The sequence below is a fragment of the Blastococcus sp. SYSU DS0616 genome (assembly GCF_054051015.1).
The window spans coordinates 83,276-100,438 of sequence record NZ_JBJHAJ010000011.1 but is presented as its reverse complement, the minus strand read 5'-3'; the positions used below and the strand labels follow the sequence as shown (position 1 = coordinate 100,438).

13 protein-coding genes are annotated in these 17,163 nt (G+C 73.9%); 1 reads left to right on the top strand and 12 read right to left on the bottom strand.

Features of this window, described 5'->3' with window-relative positions; translation table 11 throughout:
* Positions 1-15: 15 nt before the first annotated feature.
* From mnmA to ACI79K_RS10485, 10 genes are all read right to left on the bottom strand, one after another.
* Positions 16-1,119, bottom strand: coding sequence for a tRNA 2-thiouridine(34) synthase MnmA (gene mnmA, locus ACI79K_RS10530; protein ID WP_456599677.1), 1,104 nt, complete (start codon positions 1,117-1,119; stop codon positions 16-18).
* A 2-nt stretch (positions 1,120-1,121) separates the two neighbouring features.
* The gene (locus tag ACI79K_RS10525) at positions 1,122-2,327 is read right to left on the bottom strand and encodes a cysteine desulfurase family protein (RefSeq protein ID WP_456588876.1); all 1,206 of its coding nucleotides are present in this window, start codon (positions 2,325-2,327) and stop codon (positions 1,122-1,124) included.
* Positions 2,324-3,724 carry an MFS transporter gene (locus ACI79K_RS10520; RefSeq protein ID WP_456599660.1) on the bottom strand — a complete coding sequence of 467 codons (1,401 nt, stop codon included), beginning with the start codon at positions 3,722-3,724 and terminating at the stop codon, positions 2,324-2,326. The genes ACI79K_RS10525 and ACI79K_RS10520 overlap by 4 nt, the downstream gene beginning before the upstream one ends.
* 179 nt (positions 3,725-3,903) lie before the next feature.
* Complete coding sequence (locus tag ACI79K_RS10515; RefSeq protein WP_456588878.1) at positions 3,904-4,866, bottom strand: electron transfer flavoprotein subunit alpha/FixB family protein; 963 nt, start codon at positions 4,864-4,866, stop codon at positions 3,904-3,906.
* Positions 4,867-4,899: 33 nt separating this feature from the next.
* A complete protein-coding gene (locus ACI79K_RS10510) occupies positions 4,900-5,679 on the bottom strand; it encodes an electron transfer flavoprotein subunit beta/FixA family protein (protein ID WP_456597971.1) in 780 nt (259 codons plus the stop codon).
* A gap of 171 nt (positions 5,680-5,850) precedes the next feature.
* Positions 5,851-6,870: a CNNM domain-containing protein gene (locus tag ACI79K_RS10505; protein ID WP_456599659.1), complete on the bottom strand. Its 1,020-nt coding sequence runs from the start codon at positions 6,868-6,870 to the stop codon at positions 5,851-5,853.
* On the bottom strand, positions 6,867-8,255 hold the full coding sequence (locus ACI79K_RS10500; protein WP_456588881.1) for a hemolysin family protein: 1,389 nt from the start codon (positions 8,253-8,255) through the stop codon (positions 6,867-6,869). The genes ACI79K_RS10505 and ACI79K_RS10500 overlap by 4 nt, the downstream gene beginning before the upstream one ends.
* A 150-nt stretch (positions 8,256-8,405) precedes the next feature.
* Entirely contained in the window at positions 8,406-9,503 is a 1,098-nt protein-coding gene (gene cds1, locus ACI79K_RS10495; RefSeq protein WP_456599658.1) for an L-cysteine desulfhydrase Cds1, read from the bottom strand.
* A gap of 5 nt (positions 9,504-9,508) precedes the next feature.
* Positions 9,509-10,288 (bottom strand): enoyl-CoA hydratase/isomerase family protein, encoded by a 780-nt coding sequence (locus tag ACI79K_RS10490; RefSeq protein ID WP_456588883.1) that lies wholly within the window; start codon positions 10,286-10,288, stop codon positions 9,509-9,511.
* A gap of 76 nt (positions 10,289-10,364) precedes the next feature.
* Positions 10,365-11,171 carry an ABC transporter ATP-binding protein gene (locus tag ACI79K_RS10485; protein WP_456597967.1) on the bottom strand — a complete coding sequence of 269 codons (807 nt, stop codon included), beginning with the start codon at positions 11,169-11,171 and terminating at the stop codon, positions 10,365-10,367.
* A gap of 70 nt (positions 11,172-11,241) precedes the next feature.
* Between ACI79K_RS10485 and glgX the strand changes: the two genes are divergently transcribed.
* Positions 11,242-13,392: a glycogen debranching protein GlgX gene (gene glgX / locus ACI79K_RS10480; protein ID WP_456599657.1), complete on the top strand. Its 2,151-nt coding sequence runs from the start codon at positions 11,242-11,244 to the stop codon at positions 13,390-13,392.
* A 142-nt stretch (positions 13,393-13,534) separates the two neighbouring features.
* On the opposite strand, the gene ACI79K_RS10475 is transcribed toward glgX, so the two are convergent.
* The gene (locus ACI79K_RS10475; RefSeq protein ID WP_456588886.1) at positions 13,535-14,491 is read right to left on the bottom strand and encodes an FHA domain-containing protein; all 957 of its coding nucleotides are present in this window, start codon (positions 14,489-14,491) and stop codon (positions 13,535-13,537) included.
* A 121-nt stretch (positions 14,492-14,612) separates the two neighbouring features.
* On the bottom strand, positions 14,613-17,162 hold the full coding sequence (gene glgP / locus ACI79K_RS10470) for an alpha-glucan family phosphorylase (protein ID WP_456588887.1): 2,550 nt from the start codon (positions 17,160-17,162) through the stop codon (positions 14,613-14,615).
* Position 17,163: the final 1 nt, after the last annotated feature.

The window sequence follows — 17,163 nt, the reverse complement described above, 5'->3', positions numbered from 1 at the left end:
AGCGGGCGGCCCGGCTCATGCCAAGGCCCCGTGACGAACCGTCCCTCCTCGTTCACCGGCGGTTCGGATCGCGGCCTGTCCCAGGACCCGGTCACCACGTTCGGCGTCGGGTTCGTAGAGCACCGCCGACTGCCCGGCGGCCACCCCGCGCTGCTCGGCGTCGAGCAGGATCCGCAGCCCGCCGGTCTCGTCGGCGGTCACCGTGCAGGGCACGGGCGTGCCGTGCGCGCGCAGCTGCACCTCCGCCCGGAACGGCGGCACCGGCGGCTCCCCGGTCCACGTCGGAGCGCCGGTGACGACCAGTTCCACGCCGGCGAGGTCGGCGGTGCCGATGGTCACCGTCCGGGTGACCGGCTCGATCCCGAGCACGTAGCGGGGGCGCGAGTCACCGGCGCTCACCCCGAGGCCGCGCCGCTGGCCGACGGTGAAGCCGTAGGTGCCGTCGTGCTCGCCGACGGTCGCGCCGGTGGCGGCGTCGACGACGGGGCCGGGGCGGCTGCCCAGCCGGCGGGCGAGGAAGCCGCGGGTGTCGCCGTCCGGGATGAAGCAGATGTCGTGCGAGTCCGCCTTGGTGGCGACGGCGAAGCCCCGCTCCGCCGCGATCTCCCGCACGCGGTCCTTCGTCATGCCCCCCAGCGGGAACATCGCCGCGGCCAGCTGCTCCGCGGTCAGCACCCCGAGCACGTAGGACTGGTCCTTCGCGGCGTCGACCGACCGCCGCAGCTCGCCGTCGGCCAGCCGCGCGTGGTGGCCGGTGACGACGGCGTCGAAACCGAGCGCCCGCGCCCGGTCCAGGACGGCGGAGAACTTGATCTTCTCGTTGCAGCGCAGGCAGGGGTTCGGCGTGCGACCGGCGGCGTACTCGGCCACGAAGTCCTCGACCACGTCCTCGGTGAACCGCTCGGCCATGTCCCAGACGTAGAACGGGATGCCGAGCTCGTCGGCGACCCGCCGCGCGTCGTGGGAGTCCTCGACGCTGCAGCACCCCCGCGCCCCGCTGCGCAGCGTCTGCCGGTCCGGGGAGAGCGCGAGGTGCACCCCGGTGACGTCGTGGCCGGCATCGACGGCGAGCGCCGCGGCGACGGCGGAGTCCACTCCCCCGCTCATCGCGGCGAGCACCCTCACCGGCGCCCCGTCCCGGCCCGCCGGGCGCGCTCGACCACCGGGGCGATCACCTCGAGCAGGGCGTCGACGTCGTCGTCGGTGCTGGTGTGCCCGAGGCTGAACCGCAGCGAGCTGCGCGCCCGGTCGGGGTCGGCGCCCACGGCCAGCAGGACGTGGCTCGGACGGGCCACCCCGGCGCTGCACGCCGACCCGGTCGAGCACTCGATGCCGCGGGCGTCCAGCAGCATGAGGAGCGCGTCGCCCTCGGCGCCGGGGAACGACAGGTGGGCGTTGCCGGGCAACCTGCCGGGGCCGGAGCGCACCACGTCGTCGAGCGGGGCACCGTTGAGCTGCGCGTCGGGCACCTGCGCGGCGACGCCGGCCACCAGCCGGTCGCGCAGCCGGGCCAGGTCCGCGGCCCGCTCGACGCGGCCCTGCACCGCCGTGTGCGCGGCCACCGCCAGCCCGACGATGGCGGCGACGTCGAGGGTGCCGGAGCGGACGTCGCGCTCCTGGCCTCCTCCGTGCAGCAGCGGCGTGCACTCGGCGTCGCGGCGCAGCAGGAGGGCGCCGGCGCCCATGGGCCCGCCCAGCTTGTGCCCGGTCATCGTGAGCGCGTCGACGCCGCTGGCGCCGAAGTCGACCAGCACCTGCCCGACGGCCTGCACCGCGTCGGTGTGGAAGGGGACGCCGACGTCGTGCGCGGTGGCCGCGAGCGCGGCGACGTCGCTGACGGTGCCGATCTCGTTGTTGGCCCACATGACGCTGGCGACCGCGACGTCGCTGCCATCACCGAGCGCCTCGGCGAGCGCCTGCGGGGTGACCCGGCCCGTCGGCTCGACCGGCAGCCAGGTGACCTCGGCGCCCTCGTGCTTGGCCAGCCACTCGACGCTGTCCAGGACGGCGTGGTGCTCGGCCGGGCTGACCACGATCCGGCGACGGCGGGAGTCGGCCTCGCGCCGGGCCCAGAACAGTCCCTTGATCGCGAGGTTGTCGCTCTCCGTGCCACCGCCGGTGAACAGCACCTCCGAGGGCCGGGCACCCAGCGCCTCGGCCAGCCGCTCGCGGGCCTGCTCGGCGGCGCGGCGCGCGGCCCTGCCGCTCGCGTGCAGCGACGAGGCGTTGCCCACGCGGCCGAGCTGCTCGGTCATCGCGGCGAGCACCTCGGGCAGCATCGGCGTGGTCGCCGCGTGGTCGAGGTAGACCGGCTCGGAGTACGTCATGACGCGCTCAGGGTAGTCGCGGGAACGGCCGCAGCCGCTGTCGCCGTCGGGGAACCACCCGCACGCGGGGCGAGCACCGCGCCGGTGACCGCGACGGCCGACAGCACGACCACCCCGGCCACGACCGCCAGCGGCAGCGTCAGCGCCCCGGTGACCGCAACGGCGACGAGGACCCCGACCACGCCGACGCAGAGCGCGGCTCCGGTGACGTCGGCGATCTGGAAGGCCGCGGAGTCCGCGCCGCGGGTGGCGTCGGACGAGCGGTCCAGCAGCAGGACGCTGAGGCTGGGCATGCCCAGCCCCATGCCGAGCCCCGCCACCGCCCAGCTCGCGTACGCCGGCCAGCCGCCGATACCCGGGACGGCGATGGCCGCGGTGGCCAGCAGCCCTGCGGTCAGGACCACGAACCCGAGCCGCAGCAGGCGCACCCGCGACCAGTGCGCGTTGCGCCCCTGCAGCTGCGAGGCGGTGGCCCAGCCCAGGGCGCCGGCGGTGAGCGGGATCCCCGCGGCGGTGGCGGAGTACCCGTGCAGCTCGGTGAGGGCCAGCGGGAGCAGGGCGTCCATGCCGAAGAAGGCGCCGGCCAGCAGGCCGCGCCCGGCGACCACCGCGGGCAGCCCCGGTCGGGCGACGGCGGTGCCCGCGGGCAGCAGCGGGCGGAGGCCGACGACCAGGGCCAGCAGCCCGGCGACGGCCAGCCCGGCCGCCAGGAGGTCCAGGCGCTGCCCGGCGTACTGCAGCGCCCCGATGCCCACGCCGGCCAGCAGCGCCCACCAGCGGCGGGCGGACGCGGGGGCGGCGGCCGCGGCCGGCCGGGGCAGCGCGCGGACTGCGGGCAGCACCAGCCCGAGGCCGAGGAGGATGAGCGGCAGCAGCCCGAGGAAGACCAGCCGCCAGGTGAGGTGGGTGGTGAGCAGCCCGGCGACGACCGGGCCGATCAGCGCCGGCAGCACCCAGGCCGCGGCGAACGCGCCGAACAGCCGGGGCCGCAGGCCGGGGGCGAACGCCTGACCGGCCACCACGTACAGCGAGACGGCGATGACGCCCCCGCCGACGCCCTGCAGCGCCCGCGCCGCGACGAACACCGCCATGTGCCCCGAGACGCCGGCGGCGAGCAGCCCCGCCGCGAAGACCGCCACACCGGTCAGCAGCGCGACCCGGGACCCGCGGCGGTCACCCAGGTCACCGCCGAGCACCATCCCGACGACGGAGGCGACGAGGAAGGCGCTGAACGGCCACGCGTACCAGGCGAGCCCGTCGAGCTCCCGCACCGCGGTCGGCATCGCGGTCGCCACCGCCATCGCCTCGAAGGCGACGAAGGTGACCAGCATCAGCAGCCCGGCGGTGGTCAGCCGGTGCACCCGGTCGAACAGCGTCGGGGGCGCTCCGGTCTCCACGCCGTGGCCAACCACGCGCGCCCCCGGCTGCTTCCCGTCCCCCGACACGAGTCGAGCGCCGACCCCCGGAGGGATCGGCGCTCGACCGGTTGTTCAAGCCTTGCGGGTTCAGTCCGCGCGGCCGGCCCCGTCCAGAGGCTCACGCCGAGCGGAGCGAGGCATGAGGAGGACGGGGTCCTTCACTTGCGGGCGTTGATCTGCTCGGTGGCCTGCGGCACGACCGTGTTCAGGTCGCCGATGACACCGAAGTCGGCCAGCTCGAAGATCGGGGCCTCGGGGTCCTTGTTGATGGCCACGATGGTCTTCGAGGTCTGCATGCCGGCGCGGTGCTGGATCGCACCCGAGATGCCGACGGCCACGTACAGCTGCGGCGAGACGGTCTTGCCGGTCTGCCCCACCTGGAAGCTGTGCGGGTAGAAGCCGGAGTCCACCGCGGCGCGGGAGGCGCCGACGGCGCCGCCCAGCGAGTCGGCCAGGGCCTCGATGATCGAGAAGTTCTCGGCGCTGGCCACACCGCGACCACCGGAGACGACGATCGAGGCCTCGGTGAGCTCGGGGCGGTTGCTCTTCTGCTCGACGACGCGCTCGACGACCCGGACCTGCTTGGCCGCGTCGCTGATCGACACCGACACGGGCTGCTCGGCGCCGGCGGCCGGAGCCGGCTCGGGGGTGACCGAGTTGCCGCGCAGCGTGTAGATCGGGGTGCCGGTGGTGACCTTCGAGTGGACGATCGTCGCCCCGGCGAACGCGGCCTGGGCCGCGGTGCCGTCGGCGGCGATCTCGGTGACGTCGGTCAGGAAGCCGCTGCCGGTCTTGACGGCCAGGCGCGCGGCGATCTCCTTGCCCTCCGGGGAGGAGGGGATGACGACGGCGGCCGGCGACTTCTCGCCCACCAGCTGGGCCAGCACCTCGGCCTTGGGGGCCACGAGGTAGTCGTCGATGTCGGCCGACTCGGCCACGTAGACGGTGGCCGCGCCGTACTCGGCGAGCTGGTCGCGCACGCCGGCCGCGGTGCCGGGGGCGCCGAGGACGACGGCCGAGGGCTCACCGAGCGCGCGGGCCGCGGTGAGGGCCTCCAGGGTGGTCTTGCGGACGCCGCCGCCGGCCGGGTTCAGCTCGGCCAGGACCAGGACCTCTGCCATGATTTTCTCCTCTTCCTTCGATCCGGGCCGGGCTCAGACGATCTTCTGGCTGGCGAGGAAGTCGACGAACTTCTGCGCGCCGTCGCCCTCGTCGGGAACCTTGACGCCCTCGCCCTTGGGCGGGCGGCCGGCGAAGTCGAGCACCTGGGTGGTGGCGTTGGCCAGGCCCACCGTGGAGGCGTCGACGCCGAGGTCGGCCAGGGTCCTGGTCTCGACCGGCTTCTTCTTCGCGGCCATGATCCCCTTGAACGAGGGGTAGCGAGGCTCGTTGATGGTGTCCCAGGTGGAGATGATCGCCGGCAGCGGAGCCTCGAGGGCCCAGTAGCCGCCGTCGGTCTGCCGCTCGACCTTGGCGGTGCCGCCGTCGATGGTGACCTTGCGGGCCCCGGAGAGCTGCGGGATGCCCAGGCGCTCGGCCAGCAGGGCGGGCATGACGCTCATCTGGCTGTCGGTGGCCTCGGCCCCGCACATCACCAGGTCGTACTCGAGCTGCTGCAGGGCGGCGGCCAGGACGGCGCTGATCTGCGAGGCGTCCGAGCCGTGGATCGCCTCGTCGCTGACGTGGACGGCCTTGTCGGCGCCCATGGACAGCGCCTTGCGGATGGCGTCCGTGGCGTCGTCGGGGCCGACGGTGAGGACGGTGACCTCCCCGCCCTGCGCCTCCTTGATGGTGAGCGCCTCCTCGATGGCGTACTCGTCCATCTCGTTGATCACGTTGTCCGCGGACGCCCGGGCGACGGTGTTGTCGGCCGGGTCCAGCTTCCGCTCACTTCCCGAGTCCGGGACCTGCTTGACAAGAACGACGATGTTCATCGCGCTGAACCTTCCTCAGGACGCGTTCAAGACGCGGGCACGGTGACCCGCCTGGCTCCGATCATGGAGGCTACTGCGCAGTAACGCTGCTGCGGCACGAGGGGCCGGTGAGGCACGTCACGCCGACCTCCCCCGCGTCCCGCGGGCCGGCAGGACGCAGGCAAGGTCAGGTCAGGTCGCCGCCCCCGACGGCTCCGGCAGCAACCGGCGCAGCACGTCGGCCAGCGTGATGACGCCGATCACGGCGCCGGCGTGAGTCACCAGCGCGAGGTGGTTCCTGGTCTCCCGCATCGCGGTCAACGCCGCGTGGACGGTGGTGTCCGCGTCGAGGCGGAAGACGGGGCGCGCGAACTGCTCGGCGGGAGCGTCGTCCGGTGCCGAGAGGGTGTCGCGGACGTGCACGACGCCGGCGATCCCCGCTCCGTCGTCGAGCAGTATCCGCAGGTGCCCGGTCGTCCGGGTGGCTTCGCGCACCTCACCGGCGGTCCCGTGCACCCCCACGGCCACCAGCGGGGCGCCGGGACGGACGAGCTCGCCGACGGTGAGGCGCTCGAGCTCCAGGGCGCTGGAGAGCTGGCCCGAGAACCGTGCGTCGAGGGCGCCGACGTCCACCGAGTGCTCCACCAGGTGCCGCAACGCTGCGGAGCCGTGACCGGCTGCGACCCCGTTCGCCGGTTCGACGCCGACGCTGCGCACCAGGACGTTCGCCGCCGAGTTGAGGACGCGCAGCAGCGGACGGAACACCGCCATGAACGCCCGCATGGGCAGCGCGAGCATGGTCGCGGAGCGCTCCGGGTGGGCGATCGCCCACGACTTCGGGGCCATCTCCCCCACCACCAGGTGCACGAACGTGACCACGACCAGCGCCAGGACGAAGCCCACGACGTCTGCGGCGACAGGCGGCAGTCCCCAGGCCTCGAACACCGGGGTCAGCCAGTGGTGCACGGCGGGCTTGCTGATCGCACCGAGCGCGAGGGTCGCGGCGGTGATGCCCAGCTGCGAGCCGGCCAGCAGCAGCGTCAGCTCCGAGGAGCTCCGCAGCGCGGCCCGGGCGGAGCGGCTGCCGGCGGCCGCGTCCTCCAGGCGGTGCCGCTTGGCCGCCAGGGCGGCGAACTCGACCGCCACGAAGAAGGCGCTGAGCGCGACGATGACCACCGTCGCGGGCAGCACGACCCAGGGGCTGCCGCTCACCGGCCGGCCTCCTCGGTCGCGGTGGGGGCCTCGACCCGGCGGGGCAGCTCGAGGCGTACCCGCGACGGGACGTGGCGTTCGACCGCCAGCACCTCGAGGCGCAGCTGCCGGGGGGCGGGGGCGCCGTCGGCGACCAGATCGGCGAGGTCGGGCGGCAGCTCGACCTCCAGCCGGGTGCCGGGTTCGGGAAAGGCTCCGTGGACGGCGATGACCAGGCCGGCGATCGTCTCGAAGTCGCCCCGCGGCAGGTCGGCGCCCAGCGCCCGCTCCACCTCGTCGACGTGCACGTCGCCCGGCATCTCCCACACGCCGTCGCCCTCGACCGGGACGTACCCCGAGTGCTCGGCGTCGTGCTCGTCGGTGATCTCACCGACGAGCTCCTCGGCCAGGTCCTCGACGGTGATGACACCGGCGAAGCCGCCGTACTCGTCGATGACGCAGGCCAGCCGGTCGTCGGTCTGCCCGAGCAGGAGCAGCGTGTCGGGCAGCGGGCTGAACGTGGAGACGGTCAGCGGGGGCCGGGCGATCGTGGTGACGGGCGCGCTGTCGGACGCCGTGGTGGTCAGCAGGTCGACCAGGTGCACCACGCCGACGACGTCGTAGGTGTCGCCCGCCAGCACCGGGTACCGGGAATGCCCCTGCGCCATGAGCGTGCGCAACTGGCCGATGGTGTCGGCATCGGTCACCGTGTCCACCCGCGGGCGGGGCGTCATCGCGTGCCCGGCGTCCCGGCCGGGGAAGTCGAGGATGCGGTCGAGCATCATCGACAGCTCCGCCGGCAGGTCCCCGCTCTCCCGTGAGTCCTCCACGATGTGCTCGAGGTCGCGCGCGGTCGCGGCCTGCTCGACGTCGTGCACCGGCTCGATCCGCAGCGCCTTCAGCAGCAGGTTCGATGCGGCGTCGAAGACCCGGATCAGCCAGCCGAAGACGGTCAGGTAGAGGACGGTCGACCGGGCCAGCCACCGGGCGACGGGCTGGGGCCGGGCGATGGCGAGGTTCTTCGGGAAGAGCTCGCCGAACAGCATCTGCACGACCGTGGAGAACAGCAGCGCGAGCACCGCGCCGATGCCCACCGACACCGCGGCGGGGATGCCGATGCCGCCGAGCAGCGTGCCGAGGGACCGTCCGATCAGGGGCTCGGCGACGTAGCCGACGAGGAGCCCGGTCACGGTGATGCCCAGCTGGGCGCCCGAGAGCATGAAGGAGGTGCGACGGGTCACGGTCAGCGCCTGCTCGGCGGCGGAGTCACCGTCCGCCGCCAGGGCGGTGAGCTCCGACCGGTCGACCGCCATGTAGGCGAATTCCTGCGCCACGAAGTACCCCGTGACGACGGTGATGCCGAAGACGACGAGCACGCCGGTCAGGAGGGTGAGGACCTCGGTCACCGGCCGCGAACCCCCTCGTCGGATCCGGGGGGCGCGGCCGGGCGTCTGTGACTCGTACTCATGTCTCTCTTCGTGGGCCGGTGGGGGCGGGCGACGCCTCCGCGACCGACCAACGGTGCGCGGGCCCCGAGCGTTCCGCGACCGAGCGGCTCAGGCCGGTGGCCACTCCCCCGTCGTGGCGAACCGCCGGAGGATCTCGGTGTACGGGGCGAGGCCCAGCCCCTGCGCCGCGACCCAGTCGTCGGAGTAGTAGGTGCGCGCGTACCGCTCCCCGCCGTCGCACAGCAGGGTCACCACGCTCCCCTGCCGCCCGGCGGCGACCATCTCGGCGACCAGCCCGAAGGCGCCCCACAGGTTGGTGCCCGTCGAACCCCCCGCCCGGCGTCCGGTGACCTGCTCCAGGTGCCGCATCGCGGCCAGCGACGCCGCGTCGGGCACCGCGATCATCCGGTCGACGATGGTCGGCACGAACGAGGGCTCCACGCGCGGCCGCCCGATGCCCTCGATGCGCGACGGCGTCCCCGTCGTCCAGCCCGGCTCGCCGGCCGCGTACCCGGGGAAGAAGGCGGAGTTCTCCGGGTCGACCACGGCCAGCCGGGTCGGGTGCCGCCGGAACCGGAGGTACCGGCCGATGGTGGCGCTGGTCCCGCCGGTGCCGGCCCCGACCACGACCCACTCCGGCACCGGGTGCCGCTCGGCGGCGAGCTGCTCGAAGATCGACTCGGCGATGTTGTTGTTGCCGCGCCAGTCGGTGGCGCGTTCGGCGTAGGTGAACTGGTCGAGGTAGTGCCCCCCGCACTCGTCGGCGAGCCGGCGGGCCTCGTCGTACATCTCCGGGGCCCGGTCGACGAAGTGGCACCGCCCTCCGTGAAACTCGATGAGCGCCACCTTCTCCGGGCTGGTGGACCGCGGCATCACCGCGATGAAGGGCAGGCCGAGCATCCGGGCGAAGTAGGCCTCGCTCACCGCCGTCGACCCGCTGGAGGCCTCCACCACCGTGCTGCCCTCGGTGATCTGCCCCGAGCACAGCCCGTAGAGGAACAGCGACCGGGCCAGCCGGTGCTTGAGGCTGCCGGTCGGGTGGGTGGACTCGTCCTTGAGGTAGAGGTCGACCCCCCACTCGGGCGGCAGCGGGTAGACCAGCAGGTGGGTGTCCGCGCTGCGCCGCGCGTCGGCCTCGACGGCCGAGACGGCGCGGTCGACCCACGCCCGGCCGCCTGGGTCGGACCGGTCGACGACGGCGTCCACGGGGGTCAGCGGCCGGTGAATTCGGCCTTGCCCGGACCGTTCTCCAGGAAGGAGCGCATCCCGGACTTCTGGTCCTCGGTGTCGAACAGCTCGGCGAACAGCCGGCTCTCCAGGTCCAGCCCCTGCTCGATCGGCAGCTCGAGGCCCTCGTCGATCGCCCGCTTGGCCGCCGCCAGGGCCAGCGGCGGGCCGGCGGCGAGCTTGCGGGCCATGGCGAGTGCGGTGTCGTACACCTCGGCGTCGGGGACGACGGCGTCGGCGAGCCCCATCTCCAGGGCCTCCTCCGCACCGACGTGGCGGCCGGTGAACACCAGGTCCTTGGCCCGCGCCGGGCCGACCAGCCGGGCCAGGCGCTGGGTGCCGCCGGCGCCCGGGATGACGCCGAGCAGGATCTCGGGCTGGCCGATCTTCGCCCCCGCCCCCAGCACGCGGAAGTCGGCGCACAGCGCCAGCTCGTAGCCGCCGCCGAGCGCGTAGCCGGTGACGGCGGCGATGACGGGGCGCGGGATCCGCGCCACCGCGCGGAACGAGTCCTGCAGCTCCTTGCCCCACGCGGTCATGCCGGTGGCGTCGAGCTGCGACATCGCCTTGATGTCGGCGCCGGCGGCGAAGACCCGCTCCCCGCCGTAGATGACCACGGCACGCACGTCGTCGCGCTGCCCGGCCTCCAGCGCCGCGGCCCGCACCTCCAGGTGCAGCTGCTCGTCGATCGCGTTCATCTTCGGCCGGTCGAGCCGAATCGTGCCGACACCGTCGGCCACCTGCAGGGTCACGAATTCGGGCATGCGGGGAGCCTATCCGTGGCCCCCTCCAGGGGACCGCCCCGAGCGTGCGAGGGGTGGGAAGGAGGGGGTCCTTCTGCTAGCGAGCCCGGCGGGCGGTGAAGCGGCCGTCGGTGCGGGTCAGCTCGAGCGGGAGCCCGAAGGTGTCCGACAGGTGCCCGGCGGTGAGGACGTCGTCGGCCGCACCGGAGGCCACCACCTCGCCCTCCCGCAGCAGCAGCGCGTGGGTGTAGCCCGGCGGGATCTCCTCGACGTGGTGCGTGACCAGCACCTGCGCGGGCGCGTAGTGGTACTTCGCGAGGTCCGTCAGCCGGGCCACCAGGTCCTCGCGCCCGCCGAGGTCGAGGCCGGCGCCGGGCTCGTCCAGCAGCAGCAGCTCGGGGTCGGGCATCAGCGCGCGGGCGATCTGGGTCCGCTTGCGCTCACCTTCGCTGAGCGTGCCGAAGGGCCGGTGGGCGTACTGGGCCACCCCCCACTGCTGCATGAGCATCCCGGCCCGGGTCAGGTCGTGGACGTCGTAGCGCTCCCGCCAGCGGCCGACGACGGCGTAGCCGGCCGACACGACGATGTCGCCGGTCCTCTCCGACGGGGCGATCCGCTGGGCGAGCGAGGCGCTGGTCAGCCCGATGCGGGGCCGCAGCTCGAACACGTCGACGGCCCCGAGCGTCTCGCCCAGCAGCCGCACCTCTCCGCGGGTCGGGTGCAGCTGCGCGGCCGCCAGCTGCAGGAGCGTCGTCTTCCCCGCCCCGTTGGGGCCGAGCACCACCCAGCGCTGGTCCTCCTCCACCACCCAGTCGATGCCGCGGAGCAGGTGGTTCTGGCCCCGGACGACGTCGACCCCGGTCATCCGTACGACCGCCCCCTCGGGGGCGTCAGGGTTCGCCACGCCCCCATCCAACCAAGCGGCGCGGCGGTCGGTGCGCCCGCTCCGGGCGAGGACTTGGCACGATCGCCCGGTGACCGATCTCCCGGCCGCCGGCCACCCGCTCCTCGACGTGCTGCCCGGCGCGCCCGCCCCCCTGGGCGCGGTGTGGGACGGCCGCGGGACGAACTTCGCGCTGTGGTCGGCCGGCGCCTCCGCCGTCGACCTGTGCCTGTTCGACCCCGACGGCGCCGAGCACCGGCACCGCCTCGAGGAGACCACCCACCAGGTCTGGCACGGCCGGCTCCCGGGCATCGGCCCCGGGCAGCGCTACGGCTACCGCGTGCACGGCGGCTACGACCCGTTCTCGGGGCAGCGGTTCAACCCGGCCAAGCTGCTGCTCGACCCCTACGCGCGGGCCGTCGACGGCGAGCTCCGGCTGCACACCGCGCTCTTCGGCCACCCGTTCGGCGCCCCCGACTCCGCCGTCCCCGACGACCAGGACTCCGCGCCGTACGTGCCGCGCGGCGTCGTCGTGCACGACCCGTTCCCCTGGGACGGGGACCGCCCGCTGCGGCGCTCGTGGTCCGACACGGTCATCTACGAGGTGCACGTCAAGGGCGCGACCGCCCGTCATCCCGGGGTCCCGTCGCACCTGCGCGGCACCTACGCCGGGCTCGCCCACCCGGCGTTCGTCGAGCACCTGCTGGCCCTCGGCGTGACGGCGGTGGAGCTGCTGCCGGTGCACCAGTTCGTCAGCGAGCCGCACCTGCTGCGCCGCGGGCTGACCAACTACTGGGGTTACAACACGCTCGGCTACTTCGCACCGCACGCCGCCTACAGCTCCTCCGGCAGCGGCGGCGGGCAGGTGACCGAGTTCAAGACGATGGTGAAGGAGCTCCACGCCGCCGGTATCGAGGTGATCCTCGACGTGGTCTACAACCACACCGCCGAGGGTGACCACACCGGGCCGACCCTGTCGTTCAAGGGCATCGACAACCCCGGCTACTACCGGCTCGACGGCGGCAACCCGGCCCGTTACACCGACTACACCGGCTGCGGGAACACCCTCGACGTGCGCCGGCCGGCGGTCCTGGGGCTGCTCATGGACTCGCTGCGCTACTGGGTGACCGAGATGCACGTCGACGGCTTCCGCTTCGACCTCGCCTCCGCGCTTGCGCGCTCCATGCACGACGTCGACCGACTGTCGGCGTTCTTCGACGTCGTGCACCAGGACCCCGTGGTCAGCCAGGTCAAGCTGATCGCCGAGCCGTGGGACATCGGCCCCGGCGGCTACCAGGTCGGCAACTTCCCGCCCCCGTGGACGGAGTGGAACGGCAAGTACCGCGACACCGTGCGGGACGTGTGGGCGGGCGCCCACGTCGGAGTGCGGGACCTCGCCTACCGGCTGACCGGCTCCTCGGACCTCTACCGCTCCGACGGCCGCCGTCCGTTCGCCAGCATCAACTTCGTCACCGCGCACGACGGCTTCCCCCTCGCCGACCTGGTGAGCTACGAGCACAAGCGCAACGAGGCCAACGGCGAGGAGAACCGGGACGGCGAGAGCCACAACCGGAACTGGAACTGCGGCGTCGAGGGGCCCACCGACGACCCGGAGGTGCTCGCCCTGCGCGCGCGCCAGGTGCGCAACCTCCTGGCCACGCTGCTGCTGTCCACCGGGGTGCCGATGCTCACCGCCGGTGACGAGCTGGGCCGCACCCAGGGGGGCAACAACAACGCCTACTGCCAGGACAACGAGATCTCCTGGCTGGACTGGGACAACGCCGACGAGGACCTGCTCGCCTTCGTCACCCGGCTGGTCCGGCTCCGGCGCGGCGCCCCGGTGCTGCGGCAGGAGGCGTTCTTCGAGGGGCACGAGCTGGCCGGCACCGGCGGCACCCGCGACCTGGCGTGGTTCGCCCCGGGTGGAGGTCAGCTCACCACCGGGCACTGGTTCGACACCGGGCTGCAGACGGTGGGCATGTACCTCGACGGCCGCGGCATCCGGCACCGCGACGAGCACGGCCACCCGGTGGTCGACGACTCCTACCTGGTGCAGGTGCACGCCGGGCCCGACCCGGTGACCGTCGAGCTCCCCGGCCCGCCGTGGGCCGACGGCTACGAGCTGGTGCTCTCCACCGAGTACGCCCGCGGCACCCCGCCGGAGCCGACCTTCGTGGCCCCGGGGCCGCTGGTGATGCCCGGCCGCTGCGTCTGGCTGCTCCGCGTCGAACGCCGCCCCTGAGACGTCGACTGCGCAGTTGTTGCCGCCGACACGCGGCGGCACGCCGTCCTGAGCTGCACCAACTGCGCAGTCGGGCGGCCCCCACGACGCACGAGAGCCCCCGGTCCTGGTGACCGGGGGCTCTCGGTGGTTCGCGCTGCAGTTACTCCTGCGGCTGCTCGAAGGTGATGACGGTCCAGCCCAGCAGCAGGCGGTCGCCGTCGGAGAGCGGGTGGGCCACACCCGGCTCCAGCTGGGTCCACTCGGTGGCCTCGGGGCCGGCGACGTGGGTGCCGTTGAGCGAGCCGAGGTCGACCAGCGAGACCTCGCGGCCGTTGCGGGTCAGCGCGGCGTGGGCGGAGGAGAGCACGTTCTGGGTGTCGGCTATCGGCACCGCACGCGCCGAGCCGCTGGAGACCATCTCGTGGTTGTCGGGACGCCGGCCGAGCACGAGGTCCTCGTCGATGGTGACCACCATGCCGTCGTCGAACCGCAGGATCGGGGTGGCCTCGGCGGGGTCCGGCCGCCAGAAGGCGGTCTGCTCGCCCGAGTCGGGGCGGGCCGACGCCGCCGAGGAGCCCCGGCCGGCGCCGAAGCCCGCGTCCGTGCCCGCAGAGAACGACGACTGCGCCGCCGCCACCGGTGCCGCGGCGGCGACCGGCGCCGCACCGGCCAGGTGCAGCGTGGCGCCACCGCCGGGCACGGTGCCCTCGACCAGGTCGTAGCTCACCCCCGGCGGGGTGCGCGGCGCCGACTGCCCCGGGCCCACGTAGAGCGACTGCCCCAGCGAGAAGCCGGCCGCGAGCGTGCCGCCCTCGACCGACGACCCGGAGACCGGGACGCCGTCGACGGCCGGCTGCCCCTTGCCCGCCCACAGCGCGACACCGGTTCCGGCGTCGGCGGTGACGACGAGGGCGAAGGACACGCTGCCGGAGGCGAGGGAGCTCAGCTGACCGGCGACGGCGGCGAGGACGCGGTCGGCCCCGGGACCCGTCACGCCCAAGCAGGCGTGCAGGGCCGACACGAGGGCGGGCGAGCCGGGAGCGTCGACCCACAGCAGGCCGCCGCCACGGCGGGCGACGACGGCATCTCCGGGGAGGACTTCACAGCGGTCGGGCATGGCGTCCAGCCTAGTGATCCGCGAGCGGTCTGGCTGGGCGCGGGCCGACGCCACGCCGGGGCGTCACGACGTCACACGGTGTCGCTGGGGCCGACGTGGTGGATGAGCCGGCTGAGCCCGGCTACGCCGTGCTCACCACGCCGAGCTCCGCCGGATCGGCGAGGTGCTCCGAGTGCGGGAGGACGCGCACCGTGTAGCCGAAGGCGCCCGTCCGCTCCAGCGGCACGGTGGCGGTGAACCAGTGGCGCGTCCCGTCCGCGTGCTCGTGGGCCATGGGCACGGTGGTCACCTCGTGCAGCCCGTCGGCGTCGTCGACCCGGCCGTAGGCGGCCTGCACCTGGACGTCGCCGGGCTGCAGCCCCGGCAGCTCGACCTCGGCCCGCAGCGCGAGGGTCGAGCCGATCTCCGGGGTGTCGCCGGCGCCGGTCGCCTCGACGTGGGCGACGCGCACGTCGTGCCACTGGGACAGCAGGTGCGCCCGCCACGAGGCCTCGGTGCGCGCCGGTGCGTAGCCGTCGGCGGCCATCGCACGGGCCGAGCCGGCCGCCGGCACGTACAGCCCGCGGACGTAGTCGCGGACCATCCGGGTGGCCAGGACCTTGGGGCCGGTCTCGCGCAGGGTGTGCCGCACCATCTCCACCCAGCGGCCCGGCACGCCGTCGCTGTCCCGCTCGTAGAAGCGCGGCAGTACCTGGGTGCTCAGCAGGTCGTAGATCGCCCGGGCCTCCACCTCGTCGCGGCGGTCGGAATCGGCGACGCCGTCGGCGGTGGGGATCGCCCAGCCGTTCTGCCCGTCGAACCACTCGTCCCACCAGCCGTCGCGGATGGAGAGGTTCAGGCCGCCGTTGAGCGCGGCCTTCATGCCCGAGGTGCCACAGGCCTCGAGCGGGCGCAGCGGGTTGTTCAGCCAGACGTCGCAGCCCCAGTAGAGGTAGCGCGCCATCCCGATGTCGTAGCCGGGCAGGAACGCGATCCGGTGGCGGATCTCCGGGTCGTCGGCGAACTCCACCATCTGCTGGATGAGCCGCTTGCCACCGTCGTCCGCGGGGTGGCTCTTCCCGGCGATGACCAGCTGCAGGGGTCGCTCGGGGTCCAGGAGGAGGGCCTTGAGCCGCTCCGGGTCGCGCAGCATCAGCGTCAGCCGCTTGTACGAGGGCACCCGGCGGGCGAAGCCGATGGTGAGCACGTCGGGGTCGAAGGCGGTGTCGGTCCACCCGACCTCCGTCTCGGTGGCACCGCGGGACAGCGCGGTCTCCCGGATCCGCCGGCGCACCTCCTCGACGAGGCGGCCCCGCAGCGCCCGGCGGACGCCCCACAGGACGTCGGCGGGGATCTTGTCGACGCCGTCGAAGTGCACCGGCCCGTCGACCGTGACCGGATCGCCCTGGCTGGAGGTCTGGGTGCCCATCTCCACCAGCTCGCGCGCGGTCCAGGTGGGGGCGTGCACGCCGTTGGTGATGGAGCTGATGGGCACGTCACTCTCGTCGAAGCCCGGCCACAGGTCGTTGAACATCCCCCGGCTGACGTGCCCGTGCAGCGCGCTCACCCCGTTGGCCCGCTGGCCCAGGCGCAGGCCCATGTGCGCCATGTTGAACTTCGTCGGGTCGTCCTCGGCGCCCAGCGGGAGCAGCTGGTCCATCGGCACGCCGAAGCCGGTGAAGTAACGCTCGATGAGCGCCTTCGGGAACCGGTCGATGCCGGCCGGCACGGGGGTGTGGGTGGTGAAGACGGTGCCCGCGCGCACGGCCTGGAGCGCCTCGGCGAAGGTGAGACCGTGCGCCTCGGTGAGCTCCCGGATGCGCTCGACGCCCTGGAAGCCGGCGTGGCCCTCGTTGGCGTGGAACACCTCCGGCTGCGGGGTGCCGGTCAGCGAGCAGTAGGCGCGCAGCGCCCGCACCCCGCCGATGCCCAGCAGCATCTCCTGCCGGAGGCGGTGGTCCTCGTCGCCGCCGTAGAGCCGGTCGGTGACCAGCCGCTCGCCCGGGGCGTTCTCCTCGATGTCGCTGTCCAGCAGCAGCAGCGAGACCCGCCCGACCTGCGCGCGCCAGACGTGCGCGTGCAGGGTCCGCCCCTCCGGCAGCGGCACGGTGATGACCACGGCCGAGCCGTCGGCCTGGCGGAGCAGCTTGATCGGCAGGCCGTGCGGGTCCAGCGAGGGGTAGTGCTCGAGCTGCCACCCGTCGGCGGACAGCCCCTGGCTGAAGTAGCCGGCCCGGTACAGCAGGCCCACGCCGATCAGCGGTACGCCGAGGTCGGAGGCGGCCTTCAGGTGGTCGCCGGCGAGGATGCCCAGGCCGCCGGAGTACTGCGGGAGCACCTCGCTGATGCCGAACTCGGCGGAGAAGTAGGCGATGCTCCGCGGCGCCTCGTCGCCCAGCGACTGATACCAGCGCGGGGTGGCGAGGTACTCCTCCAGGTCGTCGACGGCGTCGGTCAGCCGGCGGACGAACCGCCGGTCCTTGGCCAGGGTGGCCAGGCGTTCGGCCGACACCTCCCCCAGCACGCGCACCGGGTCGCCGCCGCAGCGGCCCCACAGATCGGGGTCGAGGGCCTCGAACAGATCGCGGGTCTCGACGTGCCAGGACCAGCGCAGGTTCGTCACCAGCTGGGAGAGCGGCAGGAGCGGCTCCGGCAGAGCCGCGCGGACGGTGAACCGACGAAGAGCTCGCACC